Annotated in this window: 24 protein-coding genes and 1 pseudogene; 7 read left to right on the forward strand and 18 right to left on the reverse strand. The window is 68.0% G+C overall.

From position 1 onward, the window contains the following. Positions 1-262 precede the first annotated feature (262 nt). The 4 genes from BN4346_RS27035 to BN4346_RS27050 form a co-directional block, all read right to left on the reverse strand. Positions 263-1168, reverse strand: coding sequence for a glycoside hydrolase family 16 protein (locus BN4346_RS27035; protein ID WP_067968485.1), 906 nt, complete (start codon positions 1166-1168; stop codon positions 263-265). A 67-nt stretch (positions 1169-1235) separates the two neighbouring features. Then, positions 1236-1628, reverse strand: coding sequence for a hypothetical protein (locus BN4346_RS27040; RefSeq protein ID WP_067968390.1), 393 nt, complete (start codon positions 1626-1628; stop codon positions 1236-1238). An 89-nt stretch (positions 1629-1717) separates the two neighbouring features. Then, a complete protein-coding gene (locus tag BN4346_RS47540) occupies positions 1718-2443 on the reverse strand; it encodes a hypothetical protein (protein ID WP_154677545.1) in 726 nt (241 codons plus the stop codon). A gap of 105 nt (positions 2444-2548) precedes the next feature. Beyond that, positions 2549-3775: a hypothetical protein gene (locus tag BN4346_RS27050; protein WP_067968397.1), complete on the reverse strand. Its 1227-nt coding sequence runs from the start codon at positions 3773-3775 to the stop codon at positions 2549-2551. Between the two features lie 39 nt (positions 3776-3814). Here BN4346_RS27050 and BN4346_RS27055 point away from each other — a divergent pair, with 39 nt between their 5' ends. After that, on the forward strand, positions 3815-4450 hold the full coding sequence (locus BN4346_RS27055) for a TetR/AcrR family transcriptional regulator (RefSeq protein WP_067968400.1): 636 nt from the start codon (positions 3815-3817) through the stop codon (positions 4448-4450). Here BN4346_RS27055 and BN4346_RS27060 read toward each other — a convergent pair. Both BN4346_RS27060 and BN4346_RS49665 read right to left on the reverse strand, forming a co-directional pair. Then, positions 4447-5679, reverse strand: a complete 1233-nt coding sequence (locus BN4346_RS27060; protein ID WP_067968404.1) for a PPE family protein — start codon at positions 5677-5679, stop codon at positions 4447-4449. The genes BN4346_RS27055 and BN4346_RS27060 overlap by 4 nt on opposite strands. An 11-nt stretch (positions 5680-5690) precedes the next feature. Beyond that, positions 5691-6866 carry a PPE family protein gene (locus BN4346_RS49665; protein ID WP_067968407.1) on the reverse strand — a complete coding sequence of 392 codons (1176 nt, stop codon included), beginning with the start codon at positions 6864-6866 and terminating at the stop codon, positions 5691-5693. Between the two features lie 267 nt (positions 6867-7133). Here BN4346_RS49665 and BN4346_RS27070 point away from each other — a divergent pair, with 267 nt between their 5' ends. The 3 genes from BN4346_RS27070 (at position 7134) to BN4346_RS27080 (ending at position 9457) form a co-directional block, all read left to right on the forward strand. Next, positions 7134-8540 carry an IS1380 family transposase gene (locus BN4346_RS27070; protein ID WP_067968488.1) on the forward strand — a complete coding sequence of 469 codons (1407 nt, stop codon included), beginning with the start codon at positions 7134-7136 and terminating at the stop codon, positions 8538-8540. A 286-nt stretch (positions 8541-8826) separates the two neighbouring features. Next, on the forward strand, positions 8827-9141 hold the full coding sequence (locus tag BN4346_RS27075) for a DUF732 domain-containing protein (protein WP_067968410.1): 315 nt from the start codon (positions 8827-8829) through the stop codon (positions 9139-9141). 13 nt (positions 9142-9154) lie between these two features. After that, positions 9155-9457, forward strand: coding sequence for a DUF732 domain-containing protein (locus BN4346_RS27080; RefSeq protein WP_067968413.1), 303 nt, complete (start codon positions 9155-9157; stop codon positions 9455-9457). Between the two features lie 5 nt (positions 9458-9462). Here BN4346_RS27080 and BN4346_RS27085 read toward each other — a convergent pair whose 3' ends face one another. The 4 genes from BN4346_RS27085 to BN4346_RS27100 are packed head-to-tail and all read right to left on the reverse strand — an operon-like array spanning position 9463 to position 11425. Continuing rightward, positions 9463-10119, reverse strand: coding sequence for a L,D-transpeptidase family protein (locus BN4346_RS27085; RefSeq protein WP_067968415.1), 657 nt, complete (start codon positions 10117-10119; stop codon positions 9463-9465). A gap of 59 nt (positions 10120-10178) precedes the next feature. Continuing rightward, positions 10179-10415 carry a hypothetical protein gene (locus BN4346_RS27090; protein WP_067968419.1) on the reverse strand — a complete coding sequence of 79 codons (237 nt, stop codon included), beginning with the start codon at positions 10413-10415 and terminating at the stop codon, positions 10179-10181. Next, positions 10412-11086: a phosphatase PAP2 family protein gene (locus tag BN4346_RS27095; RefSeq protein WP_067968422.1), complete on the reverse strand. Its 675-nt coding sequence runs from the start codon at positions 11084-11086 to the stop codon at positions 10412-10414. The genes BN4346_RS27090 and BN4346_RS27095 overlap by 4 nt, the downstream gene beginning before the upstream one ends. Beyond that, the gene (locus tag BN4346_RS27100) at positions 11087-11425 is read right to left on the reverse strand and encodes a hypothetical protein (protein ID WP_067968424.1); all 339 of its coding nucleotides are present in this window, start codon (positions 11423-11425) and stop codon (positions 11087-11089) included. Between BN4346_RS27100 and bluB the strand changes: the two genes are divergently transcribed. The 3 genes from bluB to BN4346_RS27115 are packed head-to-tail and all read left to right on the forward strand — an operon-like array spanning position 11424 to position 14259. Next, positions 11424-12113 (forward strand): 5,6-dimethylbenzimidazole synthase, encoded by a 690-nt coding sequence (bluB, locus tag BN4346_RS27105; protein ID WP_067968428.1) that lies wholly within the window; start codon positions 11424-11426, stop codon positions 12111-12113. The two genes, BN4346_RS27100 and bluB, sit on opposite strands and share 2 nt — an antisense overlap. After that, positions 12110-13009: an amidohydrolase family protein gene (locus BN4346_RS27110; RefSeq protein ID WP_067968431.1), complete on the forward strand. Its 900-nt coding sequence runs from the start codon at positions 12110-12112 to the stop codon at positions 13007-13009. The genes bluB and BN4346_RS27110 overlap by 4 nt, the downstream gene beginning before the upstream one ends. A 56-nt stretch (positions 13010-13065) precedes the next feature. Beyond that, the gene (locus BN4346_RS27115) at positions 13066-14259 is read left to right on the forward strand and encodes an alpha/beta hydrolase family protein (RefSeq protein ID WP_067968433.1); all 1194 of its coding nucleotides are present in this window, start codon (positions 13066-13068) and stop codon (positions 14257-14259) included. 13 nt (positions 14260-14272) lie between these two features. Here the strand turns inward: BN4346_RS27115 and eccE are convergent, their stop codons facing one another. The 8 genes and pseudogenes from eccE to BN4346_RS27155 form a co-directional block, all read right to left on the reverse strand. Next, a complete protein-coding gene (eccE, locus tag BN4346_RS27120) occupies positions 14273-15244 on the reverse strand; it encodes a type VII secretion protein EccE (RefSeq protein WP_067968436.1) in 972 nt (323 codons plus the stop codon). Positions 15245-15246: 2 nt separating this feature from the next. Beyond that, positions 15247-16653 (reverse strand): type VII secretion-associated serine protease mycosin, encoded by a 1407-nt coding sequence (gene mycP / locus BN4346_RS27125; protein WP_067968440.1) that lies wholly within the window; start codon positions 16651-16653, stop codon positions 15247-15249. After that, a pseudogene (eccD, locus tag BN4346_RS27130) lies at positions 16650-18088 on the reverse strand (type VII secretion integral membrane protein EccD). Before eccD ends, mycP begins: the two are co-directional and overlap by 4 nt. 46 nt (positions 18089-18134) lie before the next feature. Beyond that, positions 18135-19016: an ESX secretion-associated protein EspG gene (locus tag BN4346_RS27135; RefSeq protein WP_067968444.1), complete on the reverse strand. Its 882-nt coding sequence runs from the start codon at positions 19014-19016 to the stop codon at positions 18135-18137. A gap of 37 nt (positions 19017-19053) precedes the next feature. Next, on the reverse strand, positions 19054-19341 hold the full coding sequence (locus tag BN4346_RS27140) for a WXG100 family type VII secretion target (RefSeq protein ID WP_046287208.1): 288 nt from the start codon (positions 19339-19341) through the stop codon (positions 19054-19056). 14 nt (positions 19342-19355) lie between these two features. Next, positions 19356-19649 carry a hypothetical protein gene (locus BN4346_RS27145; RefSeq protein WP_064890669.1) on the reverse strand — a complete coding sequence of 98 codons (294 nt, stop codon included), beginning with the start codon at positions 19647-19649 and terminating at the stop codon, positions 19356-19358. A 46-nt stretch (positions 19650-19695) separates the two neighbouring features. After that, complete coding sequence (locus tag BN4346_RS27150; RefSeq protein WP_407695122.1) at positions 19696-21138, reverse strand: PPE family protein; 1443 nt, start codon at positions 21136-21138, stop codon at positions 19696-19698. Between the two features lie 2 nt (positions 21139-21140). Next, positions 21141-21461: a PE family protein gene (locus tag BN4346_RS27155; RefSeq protein ID WP_067968449.1), complete on the reverse strand. Its 321-nt coding sequence runs from the start codon at positions 21459-21461 to the stop codon at positions 21141-21143. Positions 21462-21468: the final 7 nt, after the last annotated feature.

Genomic DNA, 21468 nt, shown 5'->3' on the forward strand with positions numbered 1-21468 from the left:
CCCACGGACTGCCTGTGAAGCAGTCATCATTTTCCCCAGGGCTGCCTTATCCGCAGCGAGTGCGACGTTACCCCAGCGTGACCTATAGCGACGCCCCAAAACTCCACCACTCGACAGCGACTCGACCCCGCGCGCCCCGGAACCAGCGGAAACACGGTTCACTTAAGCCAAAAATGTGACCCATGACACACCTCAGGATGGGCACATGAAACAAGTGAGCCGGCCGGGAACAACCCGACCGGCTCACGTCACAGGAACGTCTCTAGAAAACCCGCACCCAGTCGATCAGCATGTCCGCCGGGTAGCTGCCCGCCCGGGCGTCCCCGCCACCGGATCCGCCGATGGCCAGGTTCAGGATCGGGAACACCGTGTAACCCGGGTCGTTGAACGGCCATTCCCGGCCCGGCTCGTCGATGTTCTCGATACCGACCGCCGGAACGGAGAAGTACGGCTCCATGCCCTCTACGTAGTCCTGCCAGAAGTACATGCCGCTCTGGTTCCAGGTGACGCGCCAGTTGTGCCAGTTACCGTCGACCGGAATCGGATGAGTTTCGAACGCGGTGCCGTAGGGGTTGGCGTGCACGGTGGTGCCCGAGGGCCACTCGCCGTTGCCGTACCACTCCATCAAGTCGATTTCGCCCTCACGGCCCGGGTCGTCATTGGACAGCCACCATCCGGGCCAGCAGCCCGCGGTCTGGCAGTTCAGCTTGATGCGGGCTTCCCAGGTGGTGCCGATGCCGCCGCGCCAGTTGCCGTGTACCAGACCACCGAAGAAGGTGTTGCCCTCCTGAGTGCCCCGGATCACCAGGTTGGACTTGCCGTCGACGAAGACGTTCTTGCGGCTGTCACGGTACTGGTAGAAGTACTCGGGCCGGTCCCACCCGACCGGGCGCCGGATCGGGGTGCGGTGATTGGAGATCGTCCACTTGGACGGGTCCGGGGCCGAGCCGGCGGGGCCGTCGAACTCGTCATGCCAGATGAAGCCACCGGGCTTGGCGGCAGCGGCCGGGGGCGTAGCAGGCGCAGCGGGATCGGCCGGGGCAGCCGGCGGCTGCGCCGGATCGCCCGGTGCTCCAGGGACCGCGGGAACGGCTCTGGCCTGGGGGTTGGGGGCTGCGGCAGCCAATGCGCCGGCACCCAGCATCATCATGATCTGGCGGCGGTTCATCTCGGGCACGGTGGCAATCTAACCCACACGGCACGGGTGTCAAACAAGACAAGCCCGCCCGCGTGGCCTATGTCACCTCGTCGCTGTCGGTGCTGTCGTCGAGCACACCGACGGCGATCCCGTACGGCAGGAACCGCACTCGGCGTTTCGGGTCGGGATTGCGCTGGCTGGCGCGCAGCGCGTCGATCTCGGTGGCGTAGACCTGCTCGACCCGCGCCGCCCCGTCGTCGCCGGCGGTATAGATAGCCCAGACTCCGGCACCGGTCTCGCCGGTGGTCGCCGGCTCGGCGCGCGAAGCCCGGGCCAGATCGGCGAAGATCGCACCCCAGCCCGCCCGGTCCCCGGCGGAGCTGAACGTGCCGGAGAAGCGGTCGAATGCCGCACGCAGCCCCTCGCCGGCCTCACGCATCATTCGGTCCAAATCCTCGGAATCGAATCCGAACGCGCCGTTGTCGCCCATTGCGAGCCCCTTCCACCCGGTCGCCACACCCCAGTGTGCCTGCGCGAGGCCGATCCGGCCACGGTCTCAGGCCAGGCCGGCCGGCGCGGCTAATTCTCCGGAACCGTGATCGGGATCGGAATCGGCACCAACGGAATGCGCAGATATTCGGTGGTCATCGGCACGGTGGTGGTCGGCGGCACCGTGGTGCTGGGTGGTTCGGTGGTCGTCGGCGGAACCGTCGTGGTCGGCGGCGTAGTGGTCGTCGTCGTGGGTGGAGCCGTCGTCGTCGTGGTGGTCGGCGGCACGGTGGTAGTCGTGGTGGGCGGCGCCGTCGTCGTAGTCGGCGGCGGCTCCGTGGTGGTCACCGGCGGCGGGACCGGCGTGGTGGCGACCGGCGGCGGCGCAGGCGAGCTGGGCTGCGGCGCCACACTGGGCGTCGGAGTCGGCACCACGGCGCTGGTCTCCGGCGCGACCGGCGTCTCGTCGTCCTGGCTGCGGGTCAAGCTGTAGATCGCCCCGGCAACGGCGATCAGCGCCACCACGACGCCGATGACCAGCGCCAACCGCGGCAGCCGCGAAGGTGCTCGACGGCCCGGGATCGGCGCAGCAGGCACCGAAACCGTCGGACGGCGTCCGGTACTCAGATCCTGATCGAAATAGGGGTTCTCGACGTAGGGCACCGGTTCGGCACCAGCACTGCCGTCCTCCTGCGACCAGGCGAACGCATCCACAACAGCACCGGAACCGGGGGCAGACATTACGGTCGGCGCCATGTTGGTCGCGTCGACCGCTTCTGCTTCCCTGGTGGCCTCGTCGTCCTGCGGGTCGTACATGGCTGACTACCTTGGATCGACAACGGCTGGAATGGCCTCACGATAGGCGGGGCCGAACCGTTCAGGATCGCCGACACACCGGGGTTCGGCGGGCTATCAGCCGATTCACACCACGGTCAGCGGCAACGATTTGCGGGTGCGGAACACAAAATCCGCGCCGCTACTGACCTTGGTCACCATCACCTCGGGCATTTCTTTTGCGTCGGTGTCGGCCTCGATTAGCCGAGCCGTCCACTCGCTGTCAGACCCCTCGACCTCCACCCGCAGCAGCGGGTTCACGGCGGTCGCGATGGCCTGCAGCGGATTGACGTCCTGCGGAGAGCACAGCGTGATCCAGGCGCCGTCGTCGTGCGCGGGCGAGGGGTGCACCGCGATGGTGTTCTCGCCGATGTCGGAGCGCACGTAGCCGATCGGATTGAGCAGCGGGTGTAGTTCGAAGGTGCGCAGCGCGCCGTCGATGTCCCCGGGAAGCTTGAGCGCGTTCTTGATTCGCTGGGCACCCAGCCCGGCCAGGCCGGTGAGCTGGCGCCTTCCCACCGATGCGGCCAGCTCATCGGAGTCCGCCCGGGCGCGCACCGCGAGCGCGAAGGACAAGTAGAGCAGGTGCATCTGCAAACACACCTCGTCGGCGATGCGGACCAGCGCCGAATGCGAGAACGCGGTGAAATCGACGTCGGTCAGCAGCGGCCCGGTGTAGTCCGCGAGGCCTTCGTCGGCGGCGTCGATGTCGTCGAGTTGCCAAGTGGCGGCTTTGCTTTTGCCGATCACGGCTAACGCGGGAATCGGCTGCGCCGGCGGGTAAGACTCGTCGATGATGACGGTCCAGTGGCAGTGCGGTTGCCGGTCCGACGGCGTGCGGGGCGGTCGGTGCACGGGCCGGCATTGCGCGTGGACATTGGTCGCTACCGCGGTGGCATCGAAGGTCGGGTCCTCGATGGTGTGGCACATGCCGAAGACGTAGTCGTCGCCCATCGGCTCGACGTCGAGCAACGCGCCACAGCTGGCCAACTCGAACTCGCCGTTCCAGCGGTCATGGACGGTGAAGCGAAAGTCCATGAACTGCGGTGGTGAACCGATGTCGAACTGCAGGCCTTTGAAGATGGTGAACACGTCATTGCCGGTGTAGCCCAGCGCGCGCTGCATGCGCTGGGTGTAGATGGGGCTGGAACCCGCCCACTCCTCAATGGCGATCTGCACCATTTCCTCGCGGCCGAACTCCGAGATGCACCAGGCCATTCCGGAACGGTCGATCATGTGCCCGATCAGCAGCAGTTCGGGCACGAGCACAGCCAACTCGTCACGGGACAGCGACGCATACCTGGATTCGGTCACCCGCTAAAAAATAGTTGTGTCTATGTTATAAAGTCAACAATGACTATTCCCGCTGGTTCCACTCGGGCTTCGGGGCCCTCCGGGCCGACCCGGCGAACCAGCGCGCCCCGTAAACGCGGCGACGACACCCGGGCCCGGATCATCGATGAGACGGTGCGCTGCATCACCGAAAAGGGTTTCGGCGCAGCGACCGCCAAGCACGTCGCCGAGCGGGCCGGGGTGACCTGGGGGGTCATCCAGTACCACTTCGGGGACCGCAACGGCCTGTTGATGGCCGTGGTCGACGACGGGGTGGCTGAACTGCTGACGAGCCTGTCCGCCGTCGACGTCCATGAGCTGGACCTGCATGAGCGCATCGAAGCCGTCGTCGACACCGCGTGGCGCTGCTACGCCAGTCCCACCTCGCTGGCCGCGTTTGAGATCCTGCGGGCCACTCGCGGCAGCTTGGGTGAGCAGTCCCACCAGCACCTGTTGCAGATGAACTCCGTGATCAACAGATTGGGCCGGCTAGTCTCCGCCGACCCTGCGGATTCCGGTGTCGCCGAAGTGATCTGGGCAGCCCTGCGGGGAATTGTGTTGGCGCAGATGATCATGGGCGGGCCCATCGACTGGCAGACCGAGCGGCGGGTGTTGGTCGACATGGTCGCCCACTACCTGCAGCGCGAGAACGGTTAGCCGGTGCGCCAGTGCGTCGGAAGCGGCTGCCCCTCACGCTGCCGGGTGTGATACGCCCAGGACGACGCCAGCCAGCCACTGCCATTGGTCAACGTCGCGATCGGCTTACCGTCCTGATCGTCTTTCTTGCCGTTGGTCTTCTGGTTGCGGCTACCGGTGGCGTTGGGCGTTGCGCCTTGGCCCGCAGTCGTTCCCATCATCGCCTCCTGGCACGCCATTCCCGGCGGCATCCCGGCGGCAACGGGCAAGGGGGTTTCGGCGGCGGCCAGTGTGAAGGCGATTGGCTTCAGCTCTGGAGCCGCGGTCGCCCAGCTCGGCGGCACCGACAGCCCACCGATCGGGATCGCCCGGCCGACTCCCGGACTCATCACCGGCGTGGTGGATGCCGACAGCACTCCGCGCGGCCCGATCCCCTCGAAGGTCAACGCACCCTCGGGGCCACCGCGGACGTAGACCAGCCGTCCCCAACCGGCGCCGTTAGTCAGCACGGTGTACAGGCTGGAGTCGAAGCTGATCCCGCTGGTGGCGATGCTGCTGAACGGCGTCAGCTTGCCCACTTCGGAGGTAAAGGTTTCCCACCACGTCGGCGGGTCCGCTGTGGCCGCCGGATTCGCCAACTGCTGCAGTGCCGTCTGGGTCAATGCCTGGCCATTGCCGGCTACCGCGTGCGATACCGCCGCGGACTGGGCGCCGGGCCCGGCCCGGTTGGTGGTCTGCGGCGGCTGCTCGAGTTCCGGCAGTGCGCTCGCCGGCATGGCCGTCGCCGCGTAGCCGTACATTGCGACGGCGTCTTGGGCCCACATCTCGGCATAGGCAGCCTCTGCCGCGGCGATCGCCGGAGTGTTCTGGCCGAAGAAGTTGGTGGCGACCAGGGTGGCGAGCAGGGTCCGGTTGGCGGCCACCACGGTCGGCGGGACCGTGGCTGCGAAGGCAGCCTCATAGGCGGCGGCAACCGCCTTGGCCTGTATCGCGGTCTGCTCGGCGTTGGCCGCGGCGGCCTGCAGCCACGCCACGTACGGAGCCGCTGCATTGGCCATCGCCACCGAGGTCGAACCAGACCACGCGTGCCCGATCAGACTCGAGATCACCCCGGAATAGCCGACCGCCGCCGTCTCCAGCTCAGCGGCCAGGGCATCCCAGGCGGCCGCCGCGGCGAGCAGGGGTGCTGCCCCCGGACCGGTGTACATCCGGCCGGAGTTGACCTCCGGGGGGAGGAATGCGAAGTCCATGTCGTTGGGGATTAACCCGCCGCCGGCGGACGGGGCACCACGGTCCGGCGTTGAGCGGCGACGCGCGATGTCGCCGCACCCAGACCGCGACCGGCCAAGGTGCCGAGCATGGTCTCGCCGAACGCCCCGCCCGGCACACCGCCGGCCAGGGCCGGCACCGCCGGCGCAGCGGAGGCCGGTAGCGGCACGCTCGCGGAGGTCAGGGTGACCGGCATCGCCCAACCGCGGGGAACCGACAACGCCCCGATCTTAAGTGCGTTGCCGGCGCTCACTGACGCCCCCGCACCGCTCAACCCGGCGCCCAATCCGGCGCCCAATCCGCCGCTGCCGAGCCCCAACTTGCCCAGCCCTAGCCCGCCCAAGCCCAGGCCGGCCGGCCCAAGCTTGGGCGGATGGAGGATTTCGTCCAGGCCGCCGGGGTTTTCGGCCTGAAACGCGGCCAGGCCGATTCCGTTGTTGACGTTGCTCAGCATGTTCGCCGTGCCCGACCAGCCGGTCATCGTGGCACTCATGCCCTGGGTGGCCAACCCCGTGAACGGTGATATCTGACCGATGATCGAGAGCAATGAAGTGAAGATATCGGTGGCCGCACCGTTGCCGGCCGCCGCGGACCCAGCCTGAGCGACCGCGGCGGACTGAGCGGATTGCCCGGCCGCGTTGGTGGTCTGCGGCGGCTGGCTGAACGCGGTCAACGCCGACGCGACCGCCGAAGAACTGGCGTAGCGGTACATCGCGGCCGCGTCCTGGGCCCACATCTCGGCGTATTGACGTTCGGCTTCGCCGATCGCCGGGGAGTTCTGCCCGAAGAAGTTCGTGGCAACCAGCTGCTTCAGCAGGACTCGGTTCGCGGCAATCACCGGCGGGGGCACCACTGCCGCCACCGCCGTCGAGTAGGCCTCCGCCGCGGCGGTGGCCTGGCGAGCCGTGGTTTCGGCCTGGGTGCCGACGCCACGAAGCCAGGTCACATACGGCGCAGCGGAGGCTGCCATCGCCGTCGCTGCCGGACCGGTCCACGGTCCGGCAGCCAGGCCTGAGGTGACCGAGCCGTACGACGCCGCAGCGGTATTCAGCTCGGCGGCCAGGTTCTGCCACGCAGCAGCGGCGGACAGCATGGAACCGGATCCGGGGCCGGCGAAAATACGTCCCGAATTGATCTCCGGGGGCAGCGCCCCGTAGTCCAGGTACACGATGTCTCCTCGCTCACGGCACTTGGAGGTACTCCAGTAGCCTTCAGCGGTTGCGAACGGCTATTCCGAATCTCACGAAACGGCACTCAGGTGAACCATAGGTTACGTAGAAGTGGTCAACAGGGTGGCGGGTCGATGAACGGTTAGCCCAGATTTTTCGCGAAATGCGCCTTGTGAAGGTGTGTAGATGAGCGAAAGTGCCTGTCCTGCAAGGAATAATTGGACTTGTCGACGGTTCAATCGTTCCAAGTGGAAGGCACCTCGCAGGTGAAGAATATCGCGGTGGCAGGGCGGGTGAAAGTGTCTGCTGACGGCCAAGGTGTGGTGTCGCATGCCGGGATGGGCATGCTGCGCGAACTGGCCGACCGGACCGGGTTATCGACGCAGGTCACGGCCGCGCTGGCGGATACCTACCGGGGCCCGTGGGTGTACGCGCCCGGGGAGGTGTTCGCTGATCTGGCCGCCGCGGTCGCCGACGGGGCCGACTGCATCGACGGGGTCGCGCAACTGTGCGGGGATCGCGAGCACGTCCTGGGTGCGAAGGCCTCGACGACCACGATGTGGCGGCTGGTCGATGAGCGCATCGACGCCGCACACCTACCCGGGGTACGGGCCGCGCGGGCCGCCGCGCGGGCCGCGGCCTGGGAAGCCGGAGCGTCCCCCGCTGGTGAGGGCTGGCTGCACATCGACATCGACGCCACCCTGGTCATCGATCACTCCGACAACAAGACCGGCGCCGCCCCGACCTGGAAGAAGACGTTCGGTCTTCATCCGCTGCTAGCGTTCCTGGACCGCCCCGAGATCGCCGGTGGCGAGGCTCTGGCCGGGTTGCTGCGCAACGGTAACGCCGGCTCCAACACTGCCAGTGACCACGTCATCGTTCTGGGACAGGCACTGGCCGCCCTGCCCCCGGCGTGGCGGCCCGACCCAGACCACCCCGATGATCCCGATAAGCCCCGGGTGGTGGTGCGCTGCGACACCGCCGGGGCCACCCACCGATTCGCCGATGCCTGCCGCATCGCCGGGGTCGGGTTCTCCTTCGGCTACCCTGTCGACGCCCGCGTGCAGGACGCCGTGGACAGTCTCACCCTCGCTGATGCCTGGTACCCGGCGATCGACACCGACGGCGGTATCCGCGACGGCGCCTGGGTCGCCGAGGCCACCACCCTGGTCAACCTGGCCTCCTGGCCGGCCGGGACCCGGTTGATCCTGCGCAGAGAACGCCCCCACCCCGGCGCGCAGTTGCGGTTCACCGACGCCGACGGGATGCGGATCACCGCGTTCATCACCGACACACCACCCGGAATCATCGCCGGGCAGGTAGCGGGCCTGGAGTTCCGGCACAGTCAGACCGCCCGCGTCGAGGACCGTATCCGCGAACTGAAGGCCACCGGTCTGCGTAACCTGCCGTGTCATTCCTTCTGCTCCAACGATGCCTCGCTCGAAGTCATTCTGGCCGGCGCCGACCTGGTCACCTGGACCCGACTCATCGGATTCGGTAGCCACCCGGCACTGGCCCGCGCTGAGATCGCCACCTTCCGCTACCGGGTCCTGCACGTCGCGGCCCGCGTCACCCGCAGTGCCCGTCAACTGCGGCTACGCCTGGATGTCACCTGGCGGTGGGCATCGGCGATAGCCGCCGCCTGGCAGACCATCCGCAGCGCCTTCCGATAACACCGCGGCCCATCCGACCGACCAACGTTGAAAGGCCCACCGGCCCTGGGAAAGCCCGCCCCACCCGGCGACACGGGACAGCTCCGCCACGCCACCACCCGAAAATCATTACCAATCAGCCAATTCGCCATCAGACCGAGCCCGAACCCATTTTCCATGCAAAATCGAGGTTAGGCGACCGTCTACTGCCATGACAGATCCGGCGCACACCGTACCGAAGGTGTTCACCGATGATTCATTTTGATTCCGCTATTGGTTAATTCAGGTCAGTAAAGCTGTTGGCACTGTGATACATCCACGATGGGCCTTGATCGCGATCGGCGCTACGGCGCTGGTCAGTGCGGCCGCTCCGGCACACGCCGACACCGATCCCGACGCCCTGTTCATCAGCGCGATTGAGCAGGCGGGTATCGAGTACACCAATCCGGCCGACGCGGTCGCCGTGGGTCGCGAAGTCTGCGACTTCCTGGGCGCGGGACATCACTCAGATTCCGCCGCTCGCGCCGTGCGGATCTCAAACCGCGGCATGTCGGTGAAGAACGCCGCCCGGTTCGTGGCGTTCTCCCAAGTGGCGTTCTGTCCCGACTCGATCACCGAGTGACGGAGGAAAAACAATGACGATGCGCAAACCGGTTGTGGCTGCCTTCGCGGTGGCCGGTCTGCTGGGCCTGGCGGCACCGGCTGCTGCCGATCCCGGTGATGGCAACTTCCTCGGTGCCCTCGACAAGATGGGTATCTCCTACCCCGATGCCGCCGACGCGGTCGCCGGCGGGCATTCGGTATGCGACTACCTGACCACGGGGCACTCCCCGAATCAGGCGGCCAAGGCCGTGAAGAACGCCAATCCCAGCCTCACTCTGACCAGGGCGTCGCAGTTCGTCAGCATCGCCCGGGCGTCCTACTGCGAAGAGGCCTGAGGCAACTACTTTGCGATCGCGATGACCGCGCCGGGTCGCAGCCACTGAATGATCTGCACCAGCTTGGCGTCGTCGATCGCCACGCAGCCCGCGGTCGGGCCGCCGTCGGTCGTGTGAAAGAAGAAAGCGGCGCCGTCACCGGGGGTGCGGGCGGTATTGACTCCCATCACCACGGCGTGCTTGTACTGCGGGATCTCGAGGTTCTCGCTCTCACTGGTGTCGAACGCGCATTGCGCCTTCTTGCAGACCTGCATGGTGTTGAACGTCGGGCTGCGGTCGTCGCCGTTCCACCAGTGATCGGGTCCGACCTGTACATATTGCAGTCCCCCGCCGGGGTTCGGCGCGGTGCCGAACGCATAAGGCAGGGTGAAGACGCCCATCGGGGTGGCCGGATATCCGCTCTTTGCCTTGGCTGCCATGCCGGCCGAACCGACGTGGGTCGGGATCCCGGCGGCTACCGGTTGCCAGCCCGCCGCGCTGCGCTGGTAGACGTCCATCTTGGCGTCCGAACCGCCCACCCCGACAACCGAAATCACCTGATTGGCGTTGCCTACCGAACGGGCAAACCACGGATTGACGTCGCCTTGGGCTCCCGGGGCCGCGGTCAGCGCCGCAGCAATCGTGCACAGGGCAGCGCTGAACAAACTCACAAGTCGGCGCATTCACTCATCATCTGTGCATGTCAGGAGCGGGTCAAACACCGCTCACGGCGCGCCGGGGTTCAGCTGTCCGCGCGTCGCGGCAGGTCTGCGACCGGCGCCTCACCCTTGAGCAGGCCGCGGGACGACAGATAGTCGCGGAAGTACTCCCGGTGTTCCGGGCACGTGAGCCAGACCTTGCGACGGTCCGGGGTGTGCAGCTTTGGGTTGTTCCACAACATGCCGTACACCGCGTCGGCGCTGCAGCCCTTGCGGGAGCAGATGAGGGCATCGACCGGGTCGGCGTTACTGCTGGTCATTTGTGGCCATCCTGCGGCGCGGATCCGGTCAACCCCGGTCGCCGCCACGGTTGCAGGATCAGAGCCCACACCGTCAGGTAAGCCCAGCCCAGCGCCCAGCCGGCCAGTACGTCGGAGGGATGGTGCACGTTCAGCGCTACCCGAGCAACACCGACCGCGCCCACCACCAGCACACCGACGCCGACGGCCACCACCCTGGCGTTGCGCCGCAGTGCGGGCATCGCCAGCAGCAACAGCGCGCCGACACCGATCATCACTCCCAGCGCATGCCCGGAAGGAAACGAGGTCGAGGTCGCCCAGACCAGGGCCGTTACCGGCCGCGGTCGCCCGACCGAGCCCTTGGCCAGCACGGTCAGCAGCCCGCTCGCCTCCACCGTCACCAGAAGGAACAGTGCAGCGCGCAACCGGTGGCGCAGCACCGCAACCAGGGCCGCCGCCATGCCCACCGCCCGGAAGATCGCCGGTTCGAAAATGGTGGAGATGCCATCCCAGAACCGGACCCAGATCGGGTGCTTGACCGCGACGTCGTAGCTCGCGTCCAGGGCAGCGGAGTCGACGTCGGCCAGCCAGGTCCAGCCCTGCCGATAGCCGACCAGCATCAGTATGTAGACCGCCACCGCGGCCGCCACCGAGATCAGCGCCGCCGCACGCGCGCCCGAAGGCGGCACCATTTAGTTCCCGCCGCGGGAAGTCCCGACGCCCCGCAGGTCCGGCCAGGGCGGGCGGCGCAGCACCGCCAGGGAAGCGATGACGGCGGACAGCAACCCGGTCAGCACCCCGACCAAGGCGATCCGGTTCGCGTCGACCGCGGCCACCCAGTTGGCCTGCCCACCGTGGATCACCACCACCCCGAGGGGTGTCGCGCTCACCTTCGAACCGTCTGGCCCCGACGCGGTCACCCGTGCGGCGGTGATCACCGTCGCGCCGTCTGGGGTCTGGTGGGGTTCGCCGTAGACGAGGTCTACGGCAGCATCGGCGGAAAAGTGGTCGAGCGGTTGTGCACGGTTCATGACAAGCGTCCCTTCGTGTGGCTCCTACCATGATCCCGTGGCTGATCCATCGTTCACCGTGCAGGAGCGCCAAGCCGTGTACCGGGTGATCGCCGAGCGGCGCGACATGCGCCGATTTGTACCCGGCAGCACAGTCGACCCGGACGTTCTGGCGCGTCTGTTGGCGGCGGCGCACGCCGCACCGAGTGTGGGCCTCATGCAACCATGGCGGTTCGTCCGAATCACCGACGACGCCCTTCGGCAGCAGATCCATGCCCTGGTCGACGAGGAACGCCATCGCACCGCCGAGGCACTGGGCCGTCGCGAGCGGGAGTTCCTGGCCTTGAAGGTGGAGGGCATCCGCGAGTGCGCCGAACTGTTGGTGGTGGCGTTGCGGGACGGCCGGCAGGCGCATATCTTCGGTCGCCGCACCTTGCCGCAGATGGATCTGGCATCGGTGTCGTGCGCGATTCAGAACCTATGGCTGGCCGCGCGTGCCGAGGGGCTGGGCATGGGCTGGGTGTCGCTGTTCGAACCAGCGGCGCTGTCGCAGCTGCTGGGCATGCCCTCGGATGCCGAGCCCGTGGCGATCTTGTGTCTGGGCCCCGTCCCGGAGTTTCCGGACCGGCCGGCATTAGAGATCGACGAGTGGGCCTATCGACAGCCGTTGGGCGAGTTCGTCTCCGAGAATGCCTGGGAGAACCCGTGACACCCGACGAAGAAGCCGCCGCCGTCCGCGAGGTCTGGTTGGGGCTCGGCCTGCCGGGAATCATCGACATCCATACCCATTTCATGCCCAAGTCGGTGATGGACAAGGTATGGAACTACTTCGATTCGGCCGGCCCGCTGGTCGGCCGCCCCTGGCCGATCAACTACCGGATGGACGAGGCCAAGCGGGTCGATACGCTGCGCGCATTCGGGGTGCGCCGGTTCACCTCGCTGGTGTATCCGCACAAGCCAGACATGGCGGCGTGGCTGAATCAGTGGGCAGCCCAATTCGCCCACGACACAACGGATTGCCTGCCGACGGCAACGTTCTACCCGGAACCCGGCGCGGCCGACTACGTCAAAGCCGCGATCCATGCCGGAGCCCGAATCTTCAAGGCACACATCCAAGTCGGCGACTACGATCCGACCGACCCGCTGCTCGACGAGGTCTGGGGAGTTCTCGAGGACTGCGGCATCCCGGTCGTCATCCACTGCGGCTCCGGCCCACAGCCCGGCCGCTTCACTGGACCCGAACCCGTTCGGCGGCTGCTGCGCCGCTACCCACGGCTGGCGTTGATCATCGCGCACATGGGCATGCCCGAGTACGACGAATTCCTGGACATCTGCCTGAATTCGCCGAGCGTGCACCTCGATACCACCATGGCGTTCACCGCGTTCGTCGACGAGCTGATGCCGTTCCCCACCGGTGATGATCCGCGGTTGCGCACCGCGGGTGAGCGAATCCTGTTCGGTAGCGACTTTCCGAATATCCCGTACGGCTACCGCGAGGCGCTGGACGCGATCACCGCGCTTCCCGGCATCGACGACGCCTGGCTACGAGGGGTTCTGCATGACAATGCCGCGCGGCTGTTCGCAATCGAGTTACCATCCGGTTGACGTCGCACCGGGGTCCGCAGGGCCAGGGCGACCTGCACCGAGAAAGGTCAGCGACCGTGACCACTGACGTCACCCCGCTCAACCCGCCCATCCCGGTTCCCGACGTTCCGGGTGCCGATGCCGGCGAGCATGGCCTGCCACACCGAAGCGAGTTGTCGTTGCGGGAGAAGGCGATCGTGGATGCGTCCGCCTTCGCTGATATCGGCTTGCGCACCGCGGTGGCTTCCATGGTTGCCGCGGCGATGATCCCGTCGGTGCTCACCACCGCGTTGGGCCGCAAGCAGTCACGGCAGGAGCGCGAGCGGCTGGCGTTCTATGCCGAGCTGGCGTCCCACCAAGACCCGATCCGATCCTTTCCCGCTCCCGCGGAACTGCCCCGCATTTCGGCGCGACGGGCAAATCCGATCGCAGAACGCATCGCACGCGGCGCGGTCGAAAACGTCTCGTTTCGCAGCGGTTTCGAAGCGGTCAATCCGTCGATGCGCGACTCGTGGCGCGCCCTGGGGAACAACAACACCGCGCGGTTTCAGCATTGGCGTCATGACGACGGGCCGCGGCCGACGCTGTGCGTCATCCACGGATTCATGGGGTCTCCGTACCTGTTCAACGGGGTCTTCTTCTCGCTGCCGTGGTTCTACCGAACCGGGTACGACGTAGCCTTGTTCACCTTGCCCTTCCACGGGCGCCGGGCTGAAAAGTACTCCCCCTTCAGCGGATACGGTTACTTCTCGCACGGCATGTCGGGGTTCGCCGAGGCGATGGCCCAGGCGGTCCACGACTTCCGATCGATGATCGACTATCTGGAGTCCACCGGTGTCGACCGCTTCGCGTTGACCGGTCTGTCGCTCGGCGGTTACACCAGCGCCCTGTTGGCCGCCGTCGAACCCCGACTACAGGCGGTGATCCCGAATGTCCCGGTGGTTTCCGTCGAGTCGGAGATCCGCGACTGGTTTCCGGCCAACCTGGTGCTCCAGGGCGGGCAACGGCTGGGGCAGGTCGCCGGCGACGATTTCGCCGCTGCGACGGCCTACCACTCGCCGCTGAACTATTCCCCGCTGGTGGCCAAGGAGCGGCGACTGATCATCACCGGCCTAGGCGATCGGTTGGCACCGCCGGAGCAGTCCGAAATGCTCTGGCACCACTGGGATCAGTGCGCACTGCACTGGTTTCCGGGAAACCACGTGCTGCACGTCAGCCAACCGACCTACCTGCGCAGGATGACCGCCTTCCTGCGTCCCTACATGTTCTAGCCCGATAAGGCCGCTAGCGCGCGACCGCAGTTGCCGCCGTGACAGGCCACCGCAGCCCGGCGAGATCGTCACCAGACACCGTGGTGTGGCCGTCCAAGCGGACGCCGGACAGCGGGTGCAAGCCCAGCAGCGCATTGCGGTGGTTGCCCTGCTGCGGCAGCAGCCCGGCCAGCGGGGCACTACCGTCGGGTGCCGAGCCGGTACGCAACGCACAGGCCGCGGCGATAGTCTGCTGGCCGTCCTGCTCGGCGACTTCCAGCACCGTCCAGGTCTCATTGGCGTTGACCGCCTGGATTCGGCTGATCGTGTCGGCCAGCGCCGCGTCGATGACCACCTGGTAGGCGGCGACGTGGTCACCCGAGCCGTCGACCACCGACCGCCATGCCTCCCGAGCATTCGCGTCGATCAGCGAGGGGATCTCGTCGTCGGCGACTACCGCGGTGTCCCAGCCGATTTCGCGCAGATGGTCGGCGAGGCGTCGAACGGCGACGTCGACGGTCCGCTGCAGTGGGATGGACTCCGAGCGGGCCTGCAACGCGGCCAGATTCGGTGCGGCCGCGTACGTCAGGCCGATCCAGGTGTCGGCGCTTGTCGCACCGGCGCGACTGGTGACGCGCACCGCGTCGGCCCGCAGGCCGTACCGGTTCAGGTAGCTCGCGATCAGCTCCAGCGGTACAGCGTTCCCGGCCGCCGAGGCCGTGATCCGCAGCGCCGCCGTCGCCCGTGCGTCGACGGCGTCCCGACGGTCGGTGTGCGCGCCGCCGCGCGAGCGCAACATCGCCAACCGGCGGCGAGCGATCGTGGTGAAGTGCAGGCCACGCCACCAGCCGAGCAGCAGAATCGTCGCGATGACGCCCACGGCGAGCGCCCAGCGCTGCGCGCTGGTCTCCCAGGGGTTCGCCATCAGCGCGGGCGTGGCGGCCAACAACACCAAGGCGATCCGGGCCGGTCCGGGCCGGGGAATGGTGGTTCGTAGCGAGCTCACAGCTAGTTTTCCTTTCGTCGGCGAGCGGCTGCCGGGGCGGCGGCGCCGACCAACCCGGCCAGCAGCGCGGTTCCGGCGAAGGCCACGGTCCGCGGCGCCGGGTCCTCGGGTTGCGGCGCCGGGGGCGGGGAGATCTTCTTCGCGGGTGAGGCAGCCGGGTCCGCGGCCGGGGGCAATTCCCAAGTCAGGGCGGCCACCGGGTCGATGATTCCGGCGCCCACCAGATCCGATGGTGCGCGCGCGGAGTTGTGGGCGGTGGAGACAATCCGGTGCGCGACCTGCATCGCATTCAGGTCCGGGTAACGACCGCGGACCAGCGCGGCGACGCCGGCCACGTACCCGGCGGCGTAGCCGGTACCACTGAGCGGCACCAACCGGCCCTGGTTGCCGGGCAGCGCGTTGGCCAGGCCGCCGTCTTCGCGGTTGCTTACCGAGACGATGTCCTCGCCGGGGGCGGCCACGCCGACCCACGGTCCGGCCATGCTGAATCCGGACGGCCGGCCGCTGGACGACAGCGACGCCACCGACAGCACGTAGGGGTGCCACCACGACGGCACCGACAGGGACGTCACCCCGGCCCAGTTGCGCGGGTCCTGTGGGCGGCTCAGGTCGGTGAGCGGATTGGACTCACACGCCTCCCCGCCGCCGCCGACCGATCCGGTCTGGCCGGCGTCACCGGCGGCCGCCACGATCAGCGCGTCCTTTTCCACTGCCGCGTAGCGCAGGGCCGCGCCCAGCGCCGTCTGGTCGACGTTGCGGTCGGCCGGCAGGCAGGTGGTGGTGGAGATCGTGATGACCCGCGCACCGAGGTCGGCGGCGTGCACGATGGCCCGCGCCAGTGCGGTGATGTCGGTGATCACCCGAGTTGTCCGCGGGTCGTCGCCGCCCAGCCGCGGCGAGATCGCTGCCGAGGCCGTCCGCAATGACAGCAGCCGGGCGGCCGGGGCCACCCCGGTGAAGCCGTCATCACCCGGCTGGCCGGCCACGATCCCGGCAACCAGCGTTCCGTGGCCATCGCAGTCGGTCAGGCCGTCGGTGGTCCCGATGTAGTCGCCGCCCGGCTCCACCGCCGGCAGCCGCGGACCCGGCCGGACACCGGTGTCGATAACGGCCACCGTCTGTCCTTCGCCACGGGAGAACTGCCACGCGGCGGGGAGATCGAGCATTCGCTGTCCGGCCGTCGCGGTGCTGAGGTTGCTGCCGGGCATCAAACCCGAACTGGCACAGTCGCCGCGCTGTTCCATCGCCGCGACGGGGCCGGGCGCTCCGCTGGGCGGCGGCACGGTCGGGTCGACCGTCGGCGGAGTGATCGCCAGGGCCGGCGCACTGGTCAGCAACGCCGCCAGTACCGCGATCCCGGCCCCCCGGACCGCCGACCGACTCCGATGGTGCTTTTCGGCAACGGTCATCGAGACAGAACCCAGGCGAAGATGCCGACCAGGTAGGCCATGACCGGGATCAGAGTGGCGTCGACGCCGGAAGCCAGGAAGCCCACCAGGCGACGCACCGGCAGCGAGTAGCTCTCCGGCGATGCCACCGACGGGCTCAAGGAGACCACGGCCCACACCGCCACCAAGGCGGCCAGCACCAGCACCGCGCCGAAGGCGGCCGCGTACCGGCCGGTAGCTGCGTAACCGACCAGCAGGGCGATCGCCGTCAGGTGCGGCTCGGCCAGCAGCCAGGCCTTGCACCACGCCGAGTCCCACACCCGGGCCCGCAGCACCGAAGCCACCGCGATGCCGGCGACCACATACCAGGCCCAACCCGAAAGCCCCTCGGGTGCAAAGGCGATGGCAACCGAACCGAGCACAGCGAGCAGCACGGATCCGGCGATGAAGCCAGTCTGGTGGGCGTCAGTGACACGGACTCGGCGCGGCAGGTCCGCAAGCACGCTTTCCGGCAGCGCCGACGGCGTCGGGTCGCCCGGCGCCGGGATCACCGGCAACGGCAGCCGCGCCCACAACGCCGAACCTGTGGCGCAGCAATGGTCAGCAGCAGGGAAGCGGTGATCAGGCCAGAGCCGAGGGTAACGAACGGCAGCTCCCAGAAGGTTCTGACGGCAGCCGCCGCCAGCACCCCGACACCGACGACCACCGCCGCGGTGAAGAATGCGATCCCGCGCTCGCCACGACCGCCCGGCGGCAAGATCAGGCAGATCAGCGACCACGCGCTGACCGCGGCCGCGCCCAGCACCACGTGTGCCGGACTGAACACCCCCGGCACTGCCAGGGTGCCCACCGCGGCGAGCGGTACGAGTGCCGCAATCGACAGGGTCAGTGCCGCCTCGGCCGAACGCGTGCGGCACAGCAGCGCAGCGAGCACCGTGAGTAGGGCGATGGCCCCGGTCGCGACCAGGCCGGCAGGCTCGCCGGTGAGTGCGCGGTGCGCGGTCGCGAGCCCGGTAGCGGCGACGATCAGCCCGGTTCCGGCGGCCAACGCCGCGCGTTGAATGTGCTTGGCACCCCAGGGCTTACGCCGGGAAGCCGAGAAGATGACGGCAGCGTCGGCGATGTCCTCGACGATGCCGGGGGCCGCCGGGCCGACCGGCACCGGACGCAGGGCCAGCAGGTCGCCGTCCACGACCCCGACGGTGTCCAGGCTGGCGTCCAGGCTGAACGGTGCACCGCCGACCGGCGCCAGGCTCAGTCGCGTCGTGGCACCGGTCGGTTCGGCCGAATCAGCCGAGTCACCGGCGTCGGGAGCCACCAGGCGTTGCACCGCCGGCAGGATTTCGCGCAGCGGCAACTCCGCGGGCACGGCGATCTCGGTCAGCCGACTGTCGGCCAGGACCGCGATGCGGACAATCGGCATGACGGCGCTGGTCAGCACCGGGGCTTCGCTCATTGTGTTCCCTGTTCTCTTCTCTGCTGGGGACGTTCTTTTTGCTGCTTTAGGACAGCTGGGTGGTGAAATCTCGGGACAGGCGCTGACCGGGGAACCACGTACCCTCGGGCAGGGTGGCGGTCAGCTGTTCAATCGCGACGGCAGTCGCGAAGTCGGTTCCGGGCCGGAAGGTCGAGACCCACTCGCCGTCGAAGGCCTGCGACGGACTGATCAGGATGCGGCCCGCATCGGCGTCGACCAAACTCATCCCCACTTCGGTGGTGGTATGCCGCCCGTCGCGTGCGCATCCCGCGACAATCTCCACGTAGTACCGCGGTCCGGTGAACACCGACTCCACGATCGGCCGCGCCGAGGCGGGAATACCCAGGTAGTCAAGGACTTCGGCGAGCGGGGCTCCGGCGCGCAGTCGCTCGTCGGCGCGGGCACCGACCCGGGCCGGCAGGGTGAACTCGTCGAACCGGGCCGGTGGGCGCTGCCGCAGGCCCGCTCCGAGCACCGGGACCAGCAGGCGCGGGTCGTCGATGTCCATCACGGTGAACGTGACCAGTTGCGCATTGCGCAGCGCCACCACCGTCCGACCGGCCTTGCCGGTGTTCTGGTCGCGGCGCGCAACGATGCCGCGCAACATCTCGGGGGTCCCGCCGGCGGCCGAACCCACATAGCGTAGGTCCAGCCACCGGTCCGGGAAGCACACCACCCGGATCCATTCGGCCACGGCCGGATTGACCGTGCCCTCCGGCGAGACAATTCCCATCCGGGTGAGTTCGTCGCGCTGGCGCGCCATGAACGCGCCCCGCTCCCCGGCGTCCGTGTAGGGCATGGTGATTGCCAAAACCCACGGAAAAGACCCGGCACCAACGGTTTCCGCGATGTACCAGGCTTGCTCGACGGTCAGTTCGGCAGCGTTGGGGTCAGCACCCCTGTTCAAGGCGAGCTGCCTTCCCTCATCGAGCGGATCACTGGAGTCAGCCCCACTTGGCGGCTTCGGCGGTGTCGCGCGCGTTCATCATCAAGGTGTTGGTCTCATGCGTGGAGGCCATCGCACGATAAGCCAGCACCAACTCCTCCATCGCCTGATTCCACTGCGCCTGCCACGCCTGATACGTCATCCCCGTATCGCCCTGCCACGCCGCCGACAACGCCGCCTGCTCACTGGCAATATCAGCACCCACCGCCTGCAACGTGCCCGCATACCCATTCATCTCAGCCGCATGGGCCAACATCGCCGGGTAGTTGTACATAATCTGCGACATCAGACAAACCCTCCCTAAACCCCGGTGTAACCAGAAGCCGCGGCCGCATCAGCCGCCACATACGTCGAACCGGCATCCGCCAGATTCACCTGCGCCATATCCAGCAAGGCATTCACCCGCGCCGCCATCGCCACAAACCGCGCATGCGACCCCTGAAACGCCGCAGCCGCCTCACCCACATGAAACGCCTGCGCCGACATCGCCGCCTGCTCCGCCTGCGCCATCGTCGACCGCATCAACGCCGCCTTGGCACCAAACGCCGACTCCGACGCCACCAACTGCGGAATATGCGCATCCAACATACTCATCGTTGCACTCCTTTCCTGACTGTTATTACTGCTGATTTCTCGACCGTCATTCCGTCGACTCCGCTCCTCGCTCCGGGTCAACGCCCTCGGTATCACCCCAGGTCTCAGGCAACATCGGCATAGTTGGTCCGCGACCGAAGCCGTCGCCGGCCATCGTGGCCAGACCCGACGCCGTTGCGGTGCCGCGCTTGCCTACAGTCCCGGTAAAGCCCAGGCCGCCGGCTCCCCGATCCGAGCCGACCGCAGAGCCCGCCGCTGGGGCGTCGGCCGGGCTGCTGGCGGGGTCCGAATCCAGATCCATGAACTCGTCGGCGTGGTCTCGCATCACCGCGTGCCGGCGCCGACGCGCTCGTGCCTTTTCCCGAGCGGAGACGCCCACCGCGGCGGCTGCCGCGGGCACACGCGAAGCCGGTGCCTGCGCCTTGTCCCGGTCGGTCAGGGTCGGCCCGACCCCGCTGCCCGGATTTGCCCCGGCGCCTAGGTAGCCGAAGGCCATCGCCCCGGCTGCGGGCGGTGTCGGCGCCGCCACCGACGTGGCCGGCGCCGGGGGAACACCCGCCGCACCGGGTGTGGCGATACTCGGGCTGAAGCCCGCGATCACCGGGGCCGACCGGTCACCCGACGGGGCCGAGCCCGGTATCACCGGCTCGGCGATTCCCTCGGGCGCACCATCCTCGCCCGGCTCAGCTAGCTGGCTCAGAACCCCCCCGAGAATGCCCGCGAGCAGGGCCGGACTGGCGAAAACCAGCGACCAGGTCGTCCAACCGACCGGGATGAAGAACGCCTCGTAGGCGATAAAGAACAGCAACGGGAACCAGGCGGCAGGGTTCGCAAAGATAGCCTGGATGGCCGCTATTGGATCCTCAACGAGCCGAACCAGCTGGTCCCAGAGCTCCTTGAAGAAATCCCCAGTGCCCGAGGAGGTGTCATCGGCCGGCAGCGCCGAATCGGACTTGACCACCGGTGGAGCTTCCACCGCACGCGGCGCCGACGCCAGGGCGGCACCGGACACCGCGTGATAGGTGCTCATGGTGGTGGCCGCCTGGATCCACATCCGGACATAGTCGGCTTCGTTGAGCGTGATCGGGATCGTGTTGATCCCGAAGAAGTTGGTGGCGACCAGCACCCCGTGCGTCATGTGATTGGCGGCCAATTCGGCCAGTGTCGGCATCGACGCCAACGCACTGGTGTACGCCGTGGCGGCCACCTCATGCTGTGCGGCTACCCCGGCGCTGTCCGCGCTGGCCTGGCCCAGCCACGCCAGATACGGCACGTGCGCGGCCAGGTACTGCTCGGCGCTGGGTCCCTGCCATGCGCCGGTCTGCACCTCGCCGAGCAGTGCGGTGAGTTCGTCTGCCACTGAGGCGTACTCGACGCTCAGTGAATTCCACACCCCGGCAGCCGATAACAACGGACCCGGTCCGGGTCCGCTGCTCAGCAATGCTGAATGCACCTCCGGTGGGGAGGCGATCCAGACCGGGGCGGAAATCATCAGCCGGCGCCGCCCCGAAGGCCGCCGAAATAGGTGGTCGCACCCGCGGCATCACCGACGGCGTAATTGACACCAGACTCACCGACGCCGACACCGGCGCGGCCCAACTCGGTGGCGCCCTGAGCGGCCACCGCGGCGTGCTCGCTGCCCTGCGCGCTGAAACCGGCAGCGGTCTGCAGCGACACCGGGTCGGCCGCCGGCGGAACCACCGCGGTGATCAGCGGGGCGGCGCTGGCCTGCGCTGCCGCCAGGCGGGCGGTCAATGCCTCGACCGCTGCACTGGCGGCGGCGAGACCTTCCGGAACCACATTGAGCGTCATGACAATT

The organism is Mycolicibacter icosiumassiliensis, from assembly GCF_900078685.2.
Classification (GTDB): domain Bacteria; phylum Actinomycetota; class Actinomycetes; order Mycobacteriales; family Mycobacteriaceae; genus Mycobacterium; species Mycobacterium icosiumassiliensis.